The organism is Micromonospora sp. L31 (assembly GCF_052068075.1).
Classification (GTDB): domain Bacteria; phylum Actinomycetota; class Actinomycetes; order Mycobacteriales; family Micromonosporaceae; genus Micromonospora; species Micromonospora purpureochromogenes.
This window is the reverse complement of record NZ_JBQHDC010000011.1, coordinates 44075-58304: the sequence shown is the minus strand read 5'-3', so window position 1 is coordinate 58304 and position 14230 is coordinate 44075. Positions and strand designations below refer to the sequence as shown.

Below are 14230 nucleotides of genomic sequence, written 5' to 3'. Positions count from 1 at the left end.
CCCGACCCGGTTTGCGGCGTGTCGCGGTATCCGCGCGCCACGAGACCGCGACACGCCGCAAACGGCCCTGGCCCCTTGGCCAACCCCGCTCGCGGTCCCGGCGCCGGGCATCCGACCCGGTTTGCGGCGTGTCGCGGTATCCGCGCGCCACGACACCGCGACACGCCGCAAACGGGGGGTGGGTCTTCGGCCGGCCGGCGGCTCCGCACGACGGAGCGGAGCTGCGACGGCGGCCGGAGAGAGGTCTCTCCGGCCGCCGTCGTCGTCGCTGGTCAGGTCACTGCTTGAGCATGTTGTCCAGCAGCAGCGCGCAGCGGATCAGGCCGAGGTGGCTGTAGGCCTGCGGGTGGTTGCCCAGGCCGCGCTCGGCGAGCGGGTCGTACTGCTCGGGGAGCAGCCCGGTCGGGCCCGCCGTGTCGATCATCTGCAGGAACAGCTCCTCCGCGTCGGTGCGGCGGCCGGTGCGCAGGTACGCCTCGATCAGCCACGCCGTGCAGATGTGGAAGCCGCCCTCCCGGCCGGGCAGGCCGTCGTCCCAGTGGTACCGGTAGACGACCGGCCCGCTGCGCAGGTCCGCCTCGATCCGCAGCACGGTGGAGAGGAAGCGCGGGTCGTCGCCCGGCAGCAGCCCGGACAGGCCGATCCAGAGCGAGGAGGCATCCATCTCCTCGTCGCCGTACGCGACGCTGTACGCCTCGACGTGCTCGTGCCAGCCGTTCTCCAGCACGTTGGCGCCGATCCGGTCGCGCAGCTCCACCCACTCCGGCCGGTCCTCGCCGCCGTGCTGGCGCATGATGTGCAGCGCGCGGTCGACGGTCATCCAGCACATCACCTTGGAGAAGATGTGGTGCCGTGGGGGGAGGCGGGCCTCCCAGATGCCGTGGTCGGGCTCGTGCCAGCGGCGGCGGACCGCCTCGACCATGTTCTCCAGCACCCGCCACTCGTCCTCGCGGACCGAGCCCCGGGCGTCGGCCACGGCGGCGATCAGGTCCGCGATCGGGCCGAAGACGTCCAGCTGGAGCTGGTGGTTGGCGAGGTTGCCCACCCGGACCGGCCGGGAGCCGGCGTACCCGGGGAGGGTGTCGATGACCGCCTCGGCGCCCAGCTCGTAGCCGTCGATGGTGTAGAGCGGGTGCAGCCGCTCCGGGTGGCCGCCGGTGCGCTCGATGCAGCCGTCCACCCAGCGCAGCAGCGCCTCGGCCTCCTCGAGGGAACCCAGGTCGACCAGCGCGCGAGCGGTCAGTGCCGCGTCACGCAGCCAGCAGTAGCGGTAGTCCCAGTTGCGGACCCCGCCCAGCTCCTCCGGCAGCGAGGTGGTCGCCGCGGCCAGGATCGAGCCGGTCGCCTCGTGGCAGAGGCCGCGCAGCGTGAGCGCGCTGCGGGCGACCAGGTCGCGGGCGGTGGTGGGCAGCCGCAGCGAGGCCACCCAGTCCTTCCACGGCTGCTCGGCCCTGGCCTGCCGCTCGTGGATCGGGACGGCGTGGTGCTCCAGGCTGTGCGTGCCGAAGCGCAGCTCCAGCACGACCTGACCGCCGGCGGCGGAGAGGTCGACCATCGCCTCCGCGCTCTCGTTCACCCCGTCGCTTCTGACTTCCCAGGTCACGCCCGGGGCGTAGAGCGCGGCCGGCTCGTTGGAGCCGAGCACCAGCAGGCCGTCGTCGAGCGGTTGCAGCTGGACGGCGACCTGGCCGAACTCCGGGCGCGGGGCGAAGTCGATGCGGGCCTTGCCGGAGCCGGTCAGCACCCGGACCAGGGTCGAGTCGCCGGTGATGATCGCCGGGCCGTCGGGGGTGGTCTCCCGGGCCGGAAGGTCGAGCCAGTCGGTGACCGTCAGGCCCGACCAGCGGGTCTCGACCGTCATGGTGCCGCTGCGGTAACGCTGCCCCAGCGGGATGCCGCCGCGCTCCGGGACGATGCTGAAGTGACCGGCCGGGCTGCCGCCGACCAGGTCGGCGAAGATCGCCGCCGAGTCCGGCTTGGGGTGACAGAGCCAGCTGACCTTGGCCTCGGGCGTGAGCAGGGCGACTGTCCGGCCGTTGGAGAGCATCGAGTGCCGCTCGATCGGGACGGCCCGCTCGCCGAAGAGCCAGTGCCGGCGGGTCTCCAGCAGCAGGCCCAGGGCCCGGGCCGCCTCGATCGGCTCGGCCACCCGGTAGCCGGCCTGGGTGTCGCCGGGGCCGATCTTGATGCCGACGTCCGGGCCGTGCAGGTTGCCGAAGGCGTTCTCGTCGGTGACGTCGTCACCGATGAAGAGCACGGCGCTGGCCGAGAGCTGGGTGCGCAGCTGGTCGACGGCGGTGCCCTTGTGGGTGGCGACCACCGACAGCTCGATGACCTCCTTGCCCTGGGTGACCGTGACGCCGTCCCACTTGGCGGGGCCGTTGCGGACCGCCTCGATGGTGGCCGCAGCGACCTGCGGGTCGACCCCGCGGGTGTGCACGGCGACGCTGGCCGGCTTGCGCTCCAGCCGTACGCCCGGGTGGGCCGCGGCGATCTCGCGCAGCGCGTCGCGCAGCCGGGTGCGGACGGCGATCAGCTCGGGGGAGAGTCGCTCGACGAAGCCGATGTCGAACTCGGAGCCGTGGCTGCCGACCAGGTGGACCTCGCTGGGCAGCCGGGAGAGGGCGGCCAGGTCGCGCAGCGCCCGACCGGAGACCACCGCGACGGTGGTCTGCGGCAGCGCGGCGAGCGCCCGGATCGCGGCGACCGACTCCGGCAGCGGCACGGCCTTGCTCGGGTCCTCGACGATCGGCGCGAGCGTGCCGTCGTAGTCGCAGGCGACCAGGAGCTGGGGGACCCGGGCGATCCGCCCGATGGCCGCGCGCAGCTCGGGGTCCATCGTCCCCGCGGGCGGGGTCACGATGTCGGTGGGGACGTTCACGCGGCCTCCACCCCGGACGTGCCGAGCTCGGTGAGGAACGATTTCGCCCAGTGCCCCACGTCGTGGGTGCGTAGATGACGTTGCATGATCCGCATGCGTCGACGGGCCTCCGGCTTCTCCACGTGTACGGCCCGCAGCAGGGCGTCCTTGACCGCGTCCGGGTCGTGCGGGTTGCACAGGAATGCCTGGCGCAGCTCCGTGGCCGCGCCGGCGAACTCGCTGAGCACGAGCGCGCCGCCCTGGTCGGCGCGCGATGCCACGTACTCCTTGGCCACCAGATTCATTCCGTCTCGCAGGGGGGTCACCATCATCACGTCGGCCGCGACGTACATCGCGGCCAGTTCGGAGCGACTGTACGACTGATGCAGATAATGCACCGCGGGCACACCCACCCGTCCGAATTCGCCATTAATCCGACCAACCTCGCGCTCCACCTTGACGCGAAGTGCCTGGTAGTGCTCCACCCGCTCGCGGCTGGGCGTCGCGACCTGCACCATAACCGCGTCCGGCACTGTCAACTTTCCGTCAGCGAGGAGTTCCCGGAAGGCTTTCAGCCGAAGTTCGATGCCCTTGGTGTAGTCGAGCCGGTCGACGCCCAGGATGATCGTCTTCGGGTTGCCCAGCTCCTCGCGGATCTGCTTGGCCCGGGCCTGGATCGCCGGGTCGGCGGCCATCCGCTCCATCTCGTGGGTGTCGATCGAGATGGGGAAGGCACCGGCCTTCACCTGCCGGCCGTCCACCTGGATCATCTGGCCCTCGTAGCGCAGGCCGAGCAGGTGCCGGGCCAGCCGGACGAAGTTCTGCGCGGCCAGCCGCTGCTGGAACCCGACCAGGTCGGCGCCGAGCAGCCCGCGCAGGATCTCGGTGCGGAACGGCATCTGCATGAACAGCTCGATCGGTGGGAACGGGATGTGCAGGAAGAAGCCGATCTTCAGGTCCGGCCGCAGCTCGCGGAGCATCGCCGGGACCAGTTGGAGCTGGTAGTCCTGGATCCAGACCGTGGCGCCCTCGGCCGCCACGTCCGCCGCGGCCTCCGCGAACCGGGCGTTGACCAGGCGGTACGCCTCGCGCCACCGGCGCTTGTAGGCCGGGGTCTCGACCGCGTCGTGGTAGAGCGGCCAGATGGTGGCGTTGGACTGGCCCTCGTAGTAGCGCTCCAGCTCCTCGGCGCTCAGCGGCACCGGGTGCAGGCGGATGCCCTCCAGGTCGAACGGCTCCGGAGCGGCGCCGGTCCCGCCGGCCCAGCCGACCCAGGTGCCCTGGTGCTCGGCGAGGACGGGGTGCAGGGCGGTCACCAGCCCGCCCGGGCTACGTCGCCACTGCCGTCCCTCGGGTGTGCTCACCTCGTCGACCGGCAATCGGTTCGCCACTACGACAAAGGAGCTACGGACGGTCACGATCGGCCACCTCCGGGTACTGACGGGTCCACCGCGATGAGAGTCTGAGCCTAGCTGCGGCGTCTGGCGCCCCGTGCCGGAGTCACCTACCCGTCCCACGGTCGCTGAACCGTACCCGTGATCATGGTGACAGCCTCGGGCGGAGGTCGGCGATCCCGCGGTCCTCCGGCTCGCCGACAGCCGGGGGAGCGGGCCGCGGCGTGCTGCTCGGGCGGGGTGATGTGGGCGCGGCGAGCCGTACCTGTCAGGATTGACGACGGCGTGCGCGCGGCCGGCTCCCGGCCGGCGGCGGCGGGCGGCGGACGCAGCCCGTGCCGTGCCCGCCAATCGGCGACAGCAACCGACGGAGGTAGCCCGCACCGTGGCCCAGTTCATCTACGTCCTGGAAAAGGCGCGCAAGGCGCACGGCGACAAGGTCGTGCTCGACAACGTGACGCTGAACTTCCTGCCGGGGGCCAAGATCGGTGTGGTCGGCCCGAACGGCGCCGGTAAGTCCAGCCTCCTCAAGATCATGGCAGGCTGGGACCGGCCGAGCAACGGCGAGGCCCGGCTGATGCCCGGCTACACCGTCGGCATGCTCGCCCAGGAGCCCCCGCTCAACGACAGCAAGACCGTCCTCGGCAACGTCGAGGAGGCGGTGGCCGAGACCAAGGCCAAGCTGGAGCGGTTCAACTCCATCGCCGAGCAGATGGCCACGGACTACTCCGACGAGCTGATGGAGGAGATGGGCAAGCTCCAGGAGGAGCTGGACCACGCCGACGCCTGGGACATCGACTCCAAGCTCGAACTGGCCATGGACGCGCTGCGCTGCCCGCCGCCGGACGCCGACGTCACCCAGCTCTCCGGTGGTGAGCGCCGCCGGGTCGCGCTGTGCAAGCTGCTGCTGGAGGCCCCCGACCTGCTGCTGCTCGACGAGCCCACCAACCACCTGGACGCGGAGAGCGTGCAGTGGCTGGAGCAGCACCTGGCCAAGTACGCCGGCACCGTCATCGCCATCACCCACGACCGGTACTTCCTGGACAACGTGGCCAACTGGATCCTGGAGCTGGACCGCGGCCGGGCCTACCCGTACGAGGGCAACTACTCCACCTACCTGGAGAAGAAGGCCGCCCGGCTGGCCGTCGAGGGCCGCCGCGACGCCAAGATGAAGAAGCGCCTCTCCGATGAGCTGGAGTGGGTCCGCTCCAACGCCAAGGCGCGGCAGACCAAGTCCAAGGCCCGACTCGACCGGTACGACGAGATGGCCGCCGAGGCGGAGAAGACCCGGAAGCTGGACTTCGAGGAGATCCAGATCCCGCCGGGCCCGCGCCTGGGCAGCACGGTCATCGAGGCGAACGACCTGAGCAAGGGCTTCGGCGACCGGCTGCTGATCGACAACCTGTCGTTCTCGCTGCCGCGCAACGGCATCGTCGGCATCATCGGCCCGAACGGTGTCGGCAAGACCACCCTGTTCAAGACCATCGTCGGGCTGGAGCAGCCGACCGGTGGCGAGGTCAGGGTCGGCCCCACCGTCTCGCTGTCCTACGTCGACCAGGCCCGGCAGGGCCTCGACGGCGACAAGACCGTCTGGGAGGTCGTCTCCGACGGGCTGGACCACCTCATGGTGGGCAAGGTCGAGATGCCGTCGCGGGCGTACATCGCTGCGTTCGGCTTCAAGGGGCCGGACCAGCAGAAGCCGACCAAGGTGCTCTCCGGCGGCGAGCGGAACCGGCTCAACCTGGCGCTGACCCTGAAGATCGGCGGCAACGTCATCCTGCTCGACGAGCCGACCAACGACCTGGACGTGGAGACCCTCTCCAGCCTGGAGAACGCGCTGCTGGAATTCCCCGGCTGCGCCGTGGTCATCTCCCACGACCGGATGTTCCTGGACCGGGTCGCCACGCACATCCTGGCCTGGGAGGGCGACGACGAGAACCCGTCCAAGTGGTTCTGGTTCGAGGGCAACTTCGATGCCTACGAGAAGAACAAGGTCGACCGGCTCGGCGCCGAGGCGGCCCGCCCGCACCGGGTGACCTACCGCAAGCTCACCCGCGACTGAGCATGGCGGACCGCTTCGTCTACGACTGCACGCTGCGCTGGTCCGACCTGGACGCGTACGGGCACGTCAACAACTCGCGCTTCCTCACTCTCTACGAGGAGGCGCGAGTGGCGTTGATGTTCGCCGGCGGCCGGGCGTGGGGGGTGGGCTCGTTCGCCGACGGAGTGGTCATCCGCCGGCACGAGGTCGACTACCTGCGCCCGGTCGACTACGCGCTGGGCCGGGCCACCGCGGAGGCCGCCCCGACCGTCCGGATCGAACTCTGGGTGGAGGAGATCCGGGCCTCCCGGTTCACCGTCGCCTACGAGCTGTACGACGGCGACGTGCTGGCCAGCACCGCCCGGTCGGTGCTGGTGCCGTTCGACCTGGTGGCCAAGCGGCCCCGCCGGATCACCGAGGATGAGCGGGCCTTCCTGCTGGCGTACGCGCCCGCGGGCGGGGCGGCGTGAGTGGCGCGCGCGTCGTGACGCCGGGGCACGGGCTGGACGGGGTCGCCGACGCGGGGGCCTTCCTGGCCCGGCTGGTCCGCTTCGACCCGGCGACCGTGGTCCGGCTCCGCCCGGTCGACGGGGCCGGGCGTACGGCGCTCTGGGCCCGGCTGCCCTGGGACGTGCTGGTGGTCCGCACGGTGGCCGGCGTCGGCCCGGGTGACGTCACGGTCGCCGCCGCCGACCTGCTGGCCGAGCTGGAGTCCGCCGGCGGGGCGCTGCCGGGCCGGCGGGACGACCGGTGGCGCTGGCCGCTGCCGCCGGCGGCGAGCCGCCGGGTGGAGGCGTTGCCCGCCGGGGAGCTGCGGCGGATCGCCGAGGCGGCGGCGGGCACCCTGCGGACCGCCGCCACCGAGGGCGTGGGCGGCCGGGCGGTGGGTCAGCGGGTGCTGCGCGACGCGCTGCTCGACCACGTGGCGGTGGTGGTCACCCCGGACGACCCGCCGGGCGAGCCGGTCGAGGTGACCCAGCGCCTGGTCCAGGGCGTGGTCCGGATGGGGTTCCTCGGGCCCGCCGACGCCCCGGGCGAGGTCCAGGTACGCGTCGCGGGCCGCTGGATCGGCCTGGTGGGACCGTACGGAGCGGCATGGTCGCGCAAGGTTTCGGAGCTGGCGATCCGACCGGTGAAGGATCATCCGAACGGCTGACCCGTGGTCATTCTTCTGGGCTGGGGCTGTCGTTGGGGGGGTGCTTCAACCCGGCTGTCCGGGTACCGTCCATCCTCGGATCCAACGCACCGTAGGCGTCCGGATCCGCTGGGGAGTGAGGTGCGCGAGCGATGCCGTGGTGGTCATGGCGCCCTGGTCCCGCCGCTGGCGGCGGCGACCCGGAAACTCGAACCGGGATCACAGTGGACAGCACCGTCCGGGTCGGACCACCGTCCCCCCGGCAGCCGGGGGACGACTGCAAGGCCGCCGACCGGCCGGTGATCACGGACATGCCGGTCAGTGTGGAGCCGGTCACCCTGCGCCGGGTCTGTGCGGCCCTCGACCTGCTCGACGTGCGGTACCTGGCCGACGGCGACGGGAACCTGCTGGCCATGTGGGAGCGGCACGCGGTGCTGGTCACCCTGGAGGGCCCCGAGGACGAGATCCTGGTGATGCGGGCCCGTCCACACGCGACGGTCCCGCCGGACTGGGCGGACCGGGCCTACCGGGTGGTCAACGAGTGGAACCACACCCGCCGGTTCTGCAAGGCGTACATCGGCGACCCCACCGAGCGGGGTCAGCTGCCGATCTACGCCGAGCTGCAGGTGCCGCTGGGCGCGGGCACCCACGACGCGCTCCTGGTCGAGATGCTCGACTGCGGGGCGGCCGTGGCGACCACCTTCGTGGACTGGCTGCACGACGAGGGCGCCCTGCTCTGAGCCCGACGGGCGGGGCCGGCCCGGCCGGTCGCGACCGCCGGGCCGTCAGGCGTCCCCGGCCGGCTCCTCCATCACGTTGACCATGAAGTACGCGGCGCGCTCCAGGTAGTCCCAGAGCGCCTTGGCGACCTCCGGCGGCAGGTCCAGCCGGTCGACCGCCCGCCGCATGTGGTGCAGCCAGGCGTCCCGCTCGGCCGCGCCGATCCGGAACGGCGCGTGCCGCATCCGCAGCCGCGGGTGCCCCCGCTCGGCGGAGTAGGTGTTGGGGCCGCCCCAGTACTGCATGAGGAACAGCGTCAGCCGGTCGGCGGCCGGCCTGAGGTCCTCCTCCGGGTACATCGGGCGCAGCAGCGGGTCGGTGGCGACGCCGACGTAGAACTCGTCGACCAGCTTGCGGAAGGTGGGCTCGCCGCCGACCGCCTCGAAGAGGGTCGTCGGCGCACCGGGCCGGTCGGACTCAGCTGCGGAATTCACCGTTCCATCCTGCCAGGTGCCCCGGCGCACCGGCCGCCGCGTACCGGCCGGGCGGGCTGCCGATCACGTCACAGCGTGGCTGCGCCGGCCCCCGGAGCGGCCGTCCGTCGCCCGGCCGGCGCGCGGCCGGCCGCCGGACCCGGGCGCGCTGTCCCGGGCCGCGGCGTCGTCCCGGTTGGCCCGGTCGGCCGCCGCGACGGCCGCGTCGATGGTCTCGCCGTCCGGCCAGCGCAGGGCCGTCACCAGCATCAGCACCACACCGGCGGCGCTCCACAGGCCGACCACCACCGGGATGGAGAAGCGGTCGGCGAGCAGCCCGGTGACCAGCACCGAGGCGCCCTGGATCACCTGCATGCCGGTGGCCATCACGCCGAAGGCGCGGGCCCGGTAGCCGTTGGGCAGGGCGCGGACGAAGAGCCCGTTGGCGGTCGGCAGCAGGCCGGCGGCGGCGAAGCCGCAGGCGGCCGCGAGCAGGGCCACCACCACCGGTGGCGGGTCGAGGAGCGTGGGCACCAGGACCAGCGGGGCGATCACCGCCAGCGGCCGCATCAGGGCGAGCCGGCGGGCCGGCGCGACCGCCCGCCCCACCACCAGCCCGCCCAGGATGAACCCGACCGGGTTGGCGGCCATGATGACGGCCTGCGCGACCCCGCTGTCCAGCCCGTCGCCGGAACGTTCGCCGGCCCAGGCGGCGGCCAGCCCCTCGGGGACGATCGAGAAGAGCATGGCGCTGAAGACCAGCACGGCGATGGCCCGCAGCACCGGGGTGCCGAAGACGATCTGGAAGCCCTGCCCCGTCTCGCGCAACAGGTGGCTGCGGTGCGCGGCGGTCATCGCCGGTTCCCGGTCGCGGACGCCGAAGCGGGTCAGCGCGGCGGACCCGGCGAAGGTGGCCGCGTTGATCAGCAGCGCGGCGGTCGGGTTCACCGCGGCCAACGCGGCACCGAGGAGGTAGCCGACCACCTGCGCGGCCTGGGCCGAGCTGGCGTTCAGCGACAGGCCGAGGACCAGCCGGTCCCCGGTGAGGATGGCCGGCATGAGCGCGGACCGGGCGGCCTGGCTGGGCGGGTTGGCGAGCGTGGTGGCGAAGAGCAGGGCCAGGATCACCCACACCGGCACGCCCGGCAGGGCGATCAGCGCCATCAGCGCCATCCGGATCAGGTCGCAGACGACCATGACCTGCCGGTAGCGGTAGCGCTCGGCGAGCGCGGCGAGCAGCGGCCCGCCGACCAGCCAGGGTAGGTAGCTGACCGCGAACGCCGCGGCGGAGAGGGCGATCGACTCGCTCTGCCGGTAGACCAGCACGGTGACCGCGGCCTTGGCCACGTAGTCGCCCACCCAGGAGAACACGGTGGCGATGAAGATCGCCCGGTACTCGGACTGGCCGAACACCTCCCGGAATGTGGCCGGCCCGTCCGGAGAGGGTCGCTCGTCGGACACCGTCGCCTCCATCGTGCCCCGCGAACGGCCACTCGTGACGGCCTGACGGGGACCCCGTCGTCAGATCTACGGATCAGCGAGGACGTGATCACGCTCCGGCGGGAGCGCGTGCACCGGATTCTGCCCGATCGTCTGACAACTGGCTAGGGCGAACGGATTGGTCGTCGCATCTCCGACTGAACGAACGGACGATACCCGAGGGGCCGTGCGGTCCGCGACCCCCAGATTTCGGACTCCCCCATTCCGTCCTGCCCGGCAGGTCAGGTGGCCCCACCCTGACCGGTGCCCGGGGTGCCCACCGTCCCGGGCGCACCGGCCGGGCCGATCCCGCCGGTCTGCGGCAGCCCCGGGTAGAGCCGGGCGGCCGCGATCTTCGCGGTGATGCCGGAGTTCTCCAGCGCCTCGGCCAGCCGGCGGCGCAGCTCCCGGCCCACCGCGAACTGCCCGTCCGCGGTCGTCTTGACCACCGTCCGGATCACCGCGCCGTCCACGGTCATCTGCTCGACGCCCAGCACCTCGGGCGCCTCGACGATCTCCGGGGCCAGCTCCGGGTCCACCGCGATCGAGGCCGCCGCCGTACGCAGCACGGCGGTCGCCTCCTCGGTGCCGGCGAAGCCGATCGGCAGGTCCACCACCACCAGGGCCCAGCCCTGGCTCTTGTTGCCCACCCGGACGATCTCGCCGTTGCGGATGTACCAGAGCACCCCGCGACCGTCGCGGACGGTGGTCACCCGCAACCCCACCGACTCCACCACGCCGGTCGCCTCGCCCAGGTCCACCGTGTCACCCACGCCGTACTGGTCCTCGATGAGCATGAACAGACCCGCGATCAGGTCCTTCACCAGGCTCTGCGCGCCGAAGCCCAGCGCGACGCCGGCGATGCCCGCGCTGGCCAGCAGCGGAGCCAGGTCGAAGCTGAACTCCTTGAGCACCATCAGCAGCGCGATGCCGAACACGAACGCGGTGACCAGGCTGCGCAGCACCGAGCCGATCGCCTCGGCGCGCTGGCGGCGCCGCTCGGGGATGAACTCGGTGGGATCGAGCGAGGCCGACGGGATGCGCTCGCGCAGCGGCCGGAGCATGGTCGGCACCGCGCCCACGCTGGTGGTCCGGACCAGCCGGTTGATCGTCCGGTGCAACGCCCAGCGGGCGGCGAACGCCAACAGCAGGATCAGCGCGACCCGCAGCGGCTTGAGCAGGATCCAGTAGCTGCCCTCGGCGAACCAGACCGAGTCGGTCACCTCGAACACGCCCTTGCACCAGGTGTCCTGGAGGCATTCGGCCGAGGGTGAGGGGTCGGGGGTCGGGGCGGCGACGGGGAAGGTCAGGCTGCTGGCGCTCACCCTGTCTTCGTACCGCAACACCGTCGGCGGCCTCCCGCCGACCCACCGTCGGGCGACCCCCGCCCGCCGGACGGCGGTCCGCGAACCGGACATCTTCACACGCGCCGAAAAAGCTTCACGAGGGAGCCCGGATTAGTACGTGCAATCGCGGGTCTTATCAGGGACGATGGGCGCAACGGACGTCGGTGATCCCGCCGGCGTCGGTCGTGGTTCCCCGCTGCGCGGGGCGCGGCCGGCGTGGCCAGTGGTGGGCAGCTGGACCGGGAGGGTGAGCACGATGCCTGACATACGACCCACGGTGGGCTCCGGCGCGCTGGTTCTCAACGCCACCTACGAGCCGCTGTGTGTCGTGTCGGTGCGTCGCGCCGCCATCCTCGTGCTCTCCGCCAAGGCGATCTGCGTCGCCGACGGCGACGGCGTCCTGCACAGCGCCCGCGACGCCCTCCCGGTGCCCTCCGTGGTCCGGCTGACCCGCTTCGTCCGGGTGCCGTACCGCACCCACGTCGGGCTGTCCCGGCGGGCGATCTTCGCCCGCGACGGCGGGCGCTGCGCCTACTGCCGGGGGCCCGCGGAGACCATCGACCACGTCTTCCCGCGCAGCCGGGGTGGCCGGCACGCCTGGGAGAACGTGGTCGCCGCCTGTGCCCGGTGCAACCACACCAAGGGCGACAAGACCCCGGCTGAGCTGGGCTGGCGGCTGCACTCCCTGCCCGCCGCCCCCAAGGGCACCGCCTGGCGGGTGCTGGGTCACCGCGCGCCCGACCCGCGCTGGGCGGACTGGCTCGACCTGCGCGAGCCCGAGGCCGCCTGAGCGGGGCGCCGGCGCCGCCCGGTCACCGGTCGCGCGCCTTCACCAGCGAGGCGTACACCACCACGTTGTCGGCGTAGCCGGTGTCGCCACCCACCCACCGGCCGCCGCAGGTGATCAGTCGCAGGTTCGGGCGGCTGAAGTCGCCGAACACCTCGTCCACCGGCAGGTCCTCCTTGCCGTAGCGCTGCACCTGGTTCACCTCGAAGACCGCCACCTTCCGGTCCTCGCGGGTCACCTCGACCGTGTCGCCGTCGCGCAGGTCCCGCAGCCCGTGGAAGACCGCCGGGCCGGTGGTGGTGTCGACGTGCCCGACGATCACCGCCGGGCCGTACTGGCCGGGGGTGGGTCCCTGGTCGTACCAGCCGGCCTCCTGGGCGCGGGCGGCGTCGGGCACCCCGATGCTGCCGTCCGGGGCGATCCCGACGTGGTGCACCGGGGCCTGCACGTCGATCCGGGAGATCGAGATCAGGGTGGGTGGGCTGCCCGGCAGCACCGGGAACTTCTTCGGCGCCGGGCGCAGGCCGGCGATGAACCGGTCCGGCAGGACGCTGAGGCCGGTCACCTGCTCGACGCCGAGCATCGCGACGATCAGCGCCATCAGGGTGGCGATCACCATGAACGCGGCGCCCGGTCCCCGGCTCCGGTAGCCGCCGTACCGGGCCGGCCGCGCCGCCGGCCGTACCGGACGGGCGTGGGCGACCGGGTCGGTCGTGGTCACGCTGGCGGTGAAGGCCTGGCCGGCCACCCGACGGAAGCGGCCGGCCGCACGGGCCGCCAGCCGGGCCGCGGCGCGGACCCGGTCCCGACCCGACCGCGGGGTGCGTCTGCGTGTGCGGGTCATGGCGACGTGGGGTCAGGAGTTCGTCCCGGCCCGCCGGCGGCTCCCGCCGAACATCCCGAGCCCGGCCACCACGGTCACCACGGCCAGGCCGCCGACCAGGAGCAGCGAGCCCGCGCCCCGGCCGTCGGCGGTGCCGCCGGCCCCGGTCGCCGGGCCCTTCGTCGGCTGGGCCATGTTCAGCACGGTCAGGGTGGTCGACGCGGTGTTGCCGTTGGCGCACCGCAGGTCGACCGGGTAGTCACCCGGCTGCTTGTTGCCCGGGATGGTCACCGCCCCGGTCAGGAAGCCGTTGTCCGGCCGCAGCACCACCCGGCCGAAGGCGTCCGACTGCACGGTGGCCTGCTGGTTGTTGGCGTTGTCGCAACTGGCCCGGATGCTGACCCGGGTGCCGGCCTGCGCGGTGTTCGGCGTGACCTCGACGAAGGTGTTCTCCCCGGCCCGGGCCGGTGTGGCCGTTGCCAGGACGAACGCCGCGACCAGGGCGAACATCGCCAGGACGGCGGAAAAGGCACGATGGTACGCGCTGAGCCCCCGCATGATTCTCCCCTCCCGGCCAGGTGCGCCGGAATCCTGCGACGGGTGTCCGGGCCTGCATTCCCGCTCGCCGTGGGGCAAACCCGCCCGGTCAGCGGCGGCGGGTGCCCGGCGCCCCGGCCGGCGGGTTCGGCAGCGGGGTGACCGGGTGCCAGTCCAGCGGGGTGGAGAGCACCATCGTGCTGGACGGCTGGCCGTACGGGGCGAGCCGGTCGATGACCGCCTCGAACTCGGTGATCGAGCCGGCGGCGACCTTGAGCATGCTGCACGCGTCGCCGGTGATCCGGTGGATCTCCCGGATCTCCGGCCAGCCGGCGACGTCCGGGTCGTGCAGGATGCAGCGCGAGCCGTAGCAGGACATCCGGATCAGCGCGACCACGCCGCGACCGGCTCGGGTCAGGTCCACGTGGGCGTGGTAGCCGGTGATCACGCCGGACTCCTCCAGCCGGCGGACCCGCTCGGCCACCGCCGGCGGGGACAGGTGCACCCGCCGGGACAGCTCGCTGTACGACAGTCGCGCGTCGGTCTGCAGCTCACGCAGCAGGGCCCAGTCCATCTCGTCCACGCGTGGACCTTACCTTCTGCAGGTCGAACGGCAGAAGAGCCTTCCGCGCCAA

General features: G+C 72.7%; 13 protein-coding genes. 5 read left to right on the top strand and 8 right to left on the bottom strand.

Going from position 1 to position 14230, the window contains the following annotated elements:
- Positions 1–277: 277 nt before the first annotated feature.
- Together otsB and ACTMS9_RS25270 are read right to left on the bottom strand one after the other, a co-directional pair.
- Positions 278–2839 carry a trehalose-phosphatase gene (gene otsB, locus ACTMS9_RS25275; RefSeq protein ID WP_441143973.1) on the bottom strand — a complete coding sequence of 854 codons (2562 nt, stop codon included), beginning with the start codon at positions 2837–2839 and terminating at the stop codon, positions 278–280.
- Positions 2840–2877: 38 nt separating this feature from the next.
- Positions 2878–4278: an alpha,alpha-trehalose-phosphate synthase (UDP-forming) gene (locus tag ACTMS9_RS25270; RefSeq protein ID WP_210775986.1), complete on the bottom strand. Its 1401-nt coding sequence runs from the start codon at positions 4276–4278 to the stop codon at positions 2878–2880.
- A gap of 361 nt (positions 4279–4639) precedes the next feature.
- Between ACTMS9_RS25270 and ettA the strand changes: the two genes are divergently transcribed.
- The 4 genes from ettA (at position 4640) to ACTMS9_RS25250 (ending at position 8170) form a co-directional block, all read left to right on the top strand.
- Positions 4640–6316, top strand: coding sequence for an energy-dependent translational throttle protein EttA (gene ettA / locus ACTMS9_RS25265; protein ID WP_334571555.1), 1677 nt, complete (start codon positions 4640–4642; stop codon positions 6314–6316).
- A 2-nt stretch (positions 6317–6318) separates the two neighbouring features.
- The gene (locus ACTMS9_RS25260) at positions 6319–6765 is read left to right on the top strand and encodes an acyl-CoA thioesterase (RefSeq protein WP_280836193.1); all 447 of its coding nucleotides are present in this window, start codon (positions 6319–6321) and stop codon (positions 6763–6765) included.
- Positions 6762–7451 (top strand): hypothetical protein, encoded by a 690-nt coding sequence (locus ACTMS9_RS25255; protein ID WP_441142722.1) that lies wholly within the window; start codon positions 6762–6764, stop codon positions 7449–7451. Before ACTMS9_RS25260 ends, ACTMS9_RS25255 begins: the two co-directional genes overlap by 4 nt.
- A gap of 131 nt (positions 7452–7582) precedes the next feature.
- Positions 7583–8170, top strand: a complete 588-nt coding sequence (locus ACTMS9_RS25250) for a YbjN domain-containing protein (RefSeq protein WP_280836195.1) — start codon at positions 7583–7585, stop codon at positions 8168–8170.
- A 45-nt stretch (positions 8171–8215) separates the two neighbouring features.
- On the opposite strand, the gene ACTMS9_RS25245 is transcribed toward ACTMS9_RS25250, so the two are convergent.
- The 3 genes from ACTMS9_RS25245 to ACTMS9_RS25235 form a co-directional block, all read right to left on the bottom strand.
- The gene (locus ACTMS9_RS25245; protein WP_441166177.1) at positions 8216–8644 is read right to left on the bottom strand and encodes a globin; all 429 of its coding nucleotides are present in this window, start codon (positions 8642–8644) and stop codon (positions 8216–8218) included.
- A 63-nt stretch (positions 8645–8707) separates the two neighbouring features.
- Positions 8708–10096: an MFS transporter gene (locus ACTMS9_RS25240; protein WP_441166176.1), complete on the bottom strand. Its 1389-nt coding sequence runs from the start codon at positions 10094–10096 to the stop codon at positions 8708–8710.
- Positions 10097–10344: 248 nt separating this feature from the next.
- Entirely contained in the window at positions 10345–11520 is a 1176-nt protein-coding gene (locus ACTMS9_RS25235; protein ID WP_441166175.1) for a mechanosensitive ion channel family protein, read from the bottom strand.
- Between the two features lie 184 nt (positions 11521–11704).
- On the opposite strand from ACTMS9_RS25235, the gene ACTMS9_RS25230 reads away from it, so the two are divergent.
- Positions 11705–12238 (top strand): HNH endonuclease, encoded by a 534-nt coding sequence (locus tag ACTMS9_RS25230; RefSeq protein WP_441142715.1) that lies wholly within the window; start codon positions 11705–11707, stop codon positions 12236–12238.
- A gap of 22 nt (positions 12239–12260) precedes the next feature.
- On the opposite strand, the gene ACTMS9_RS25225 is transcribed toward ACTMS9_RS25230, so the two are convergent.
- The 3 genes from ACTMS9_RS25225 to ACTMS9_RS25215 form a co-directional block, all read right to left on the bottom strand.
- A complete protein-coding gene (locus ACTMS9_RS25225; RefSeq protein ID WP_441166174.1) occupies positions 12261–13079 on the bottom strand; it encodes a class F sortase in 819 nt (272 codons plus the stop codon).
- A gap of 12 nt (positions 13080–13091) precedes the next feature.
- Positions 13092–13568, bottom strand: a complete 477-nt coding sequence (locus ACTMS9_RS25220) for a hypothetical protein (RefSeq protein ID WP_280836245.1) — start codon at positions 13566–13568, stop codon at positions 13092–13094.
- 136 nt (positions 13569–13704) lie between these two features.
- Complete coding sequence (locus ACTMS9_RS25215) at positions 13705–14178, bottom strand: Lrp/AsnC family transcriptional regulator (RefSeq protein WP_210775998.1); 474 nt, start codon at positions 14176–14178, stop codon at positions 13705–13707.
- Between the last annotated feature and the right edge of the window lie 52 nt (positions 14179–14230).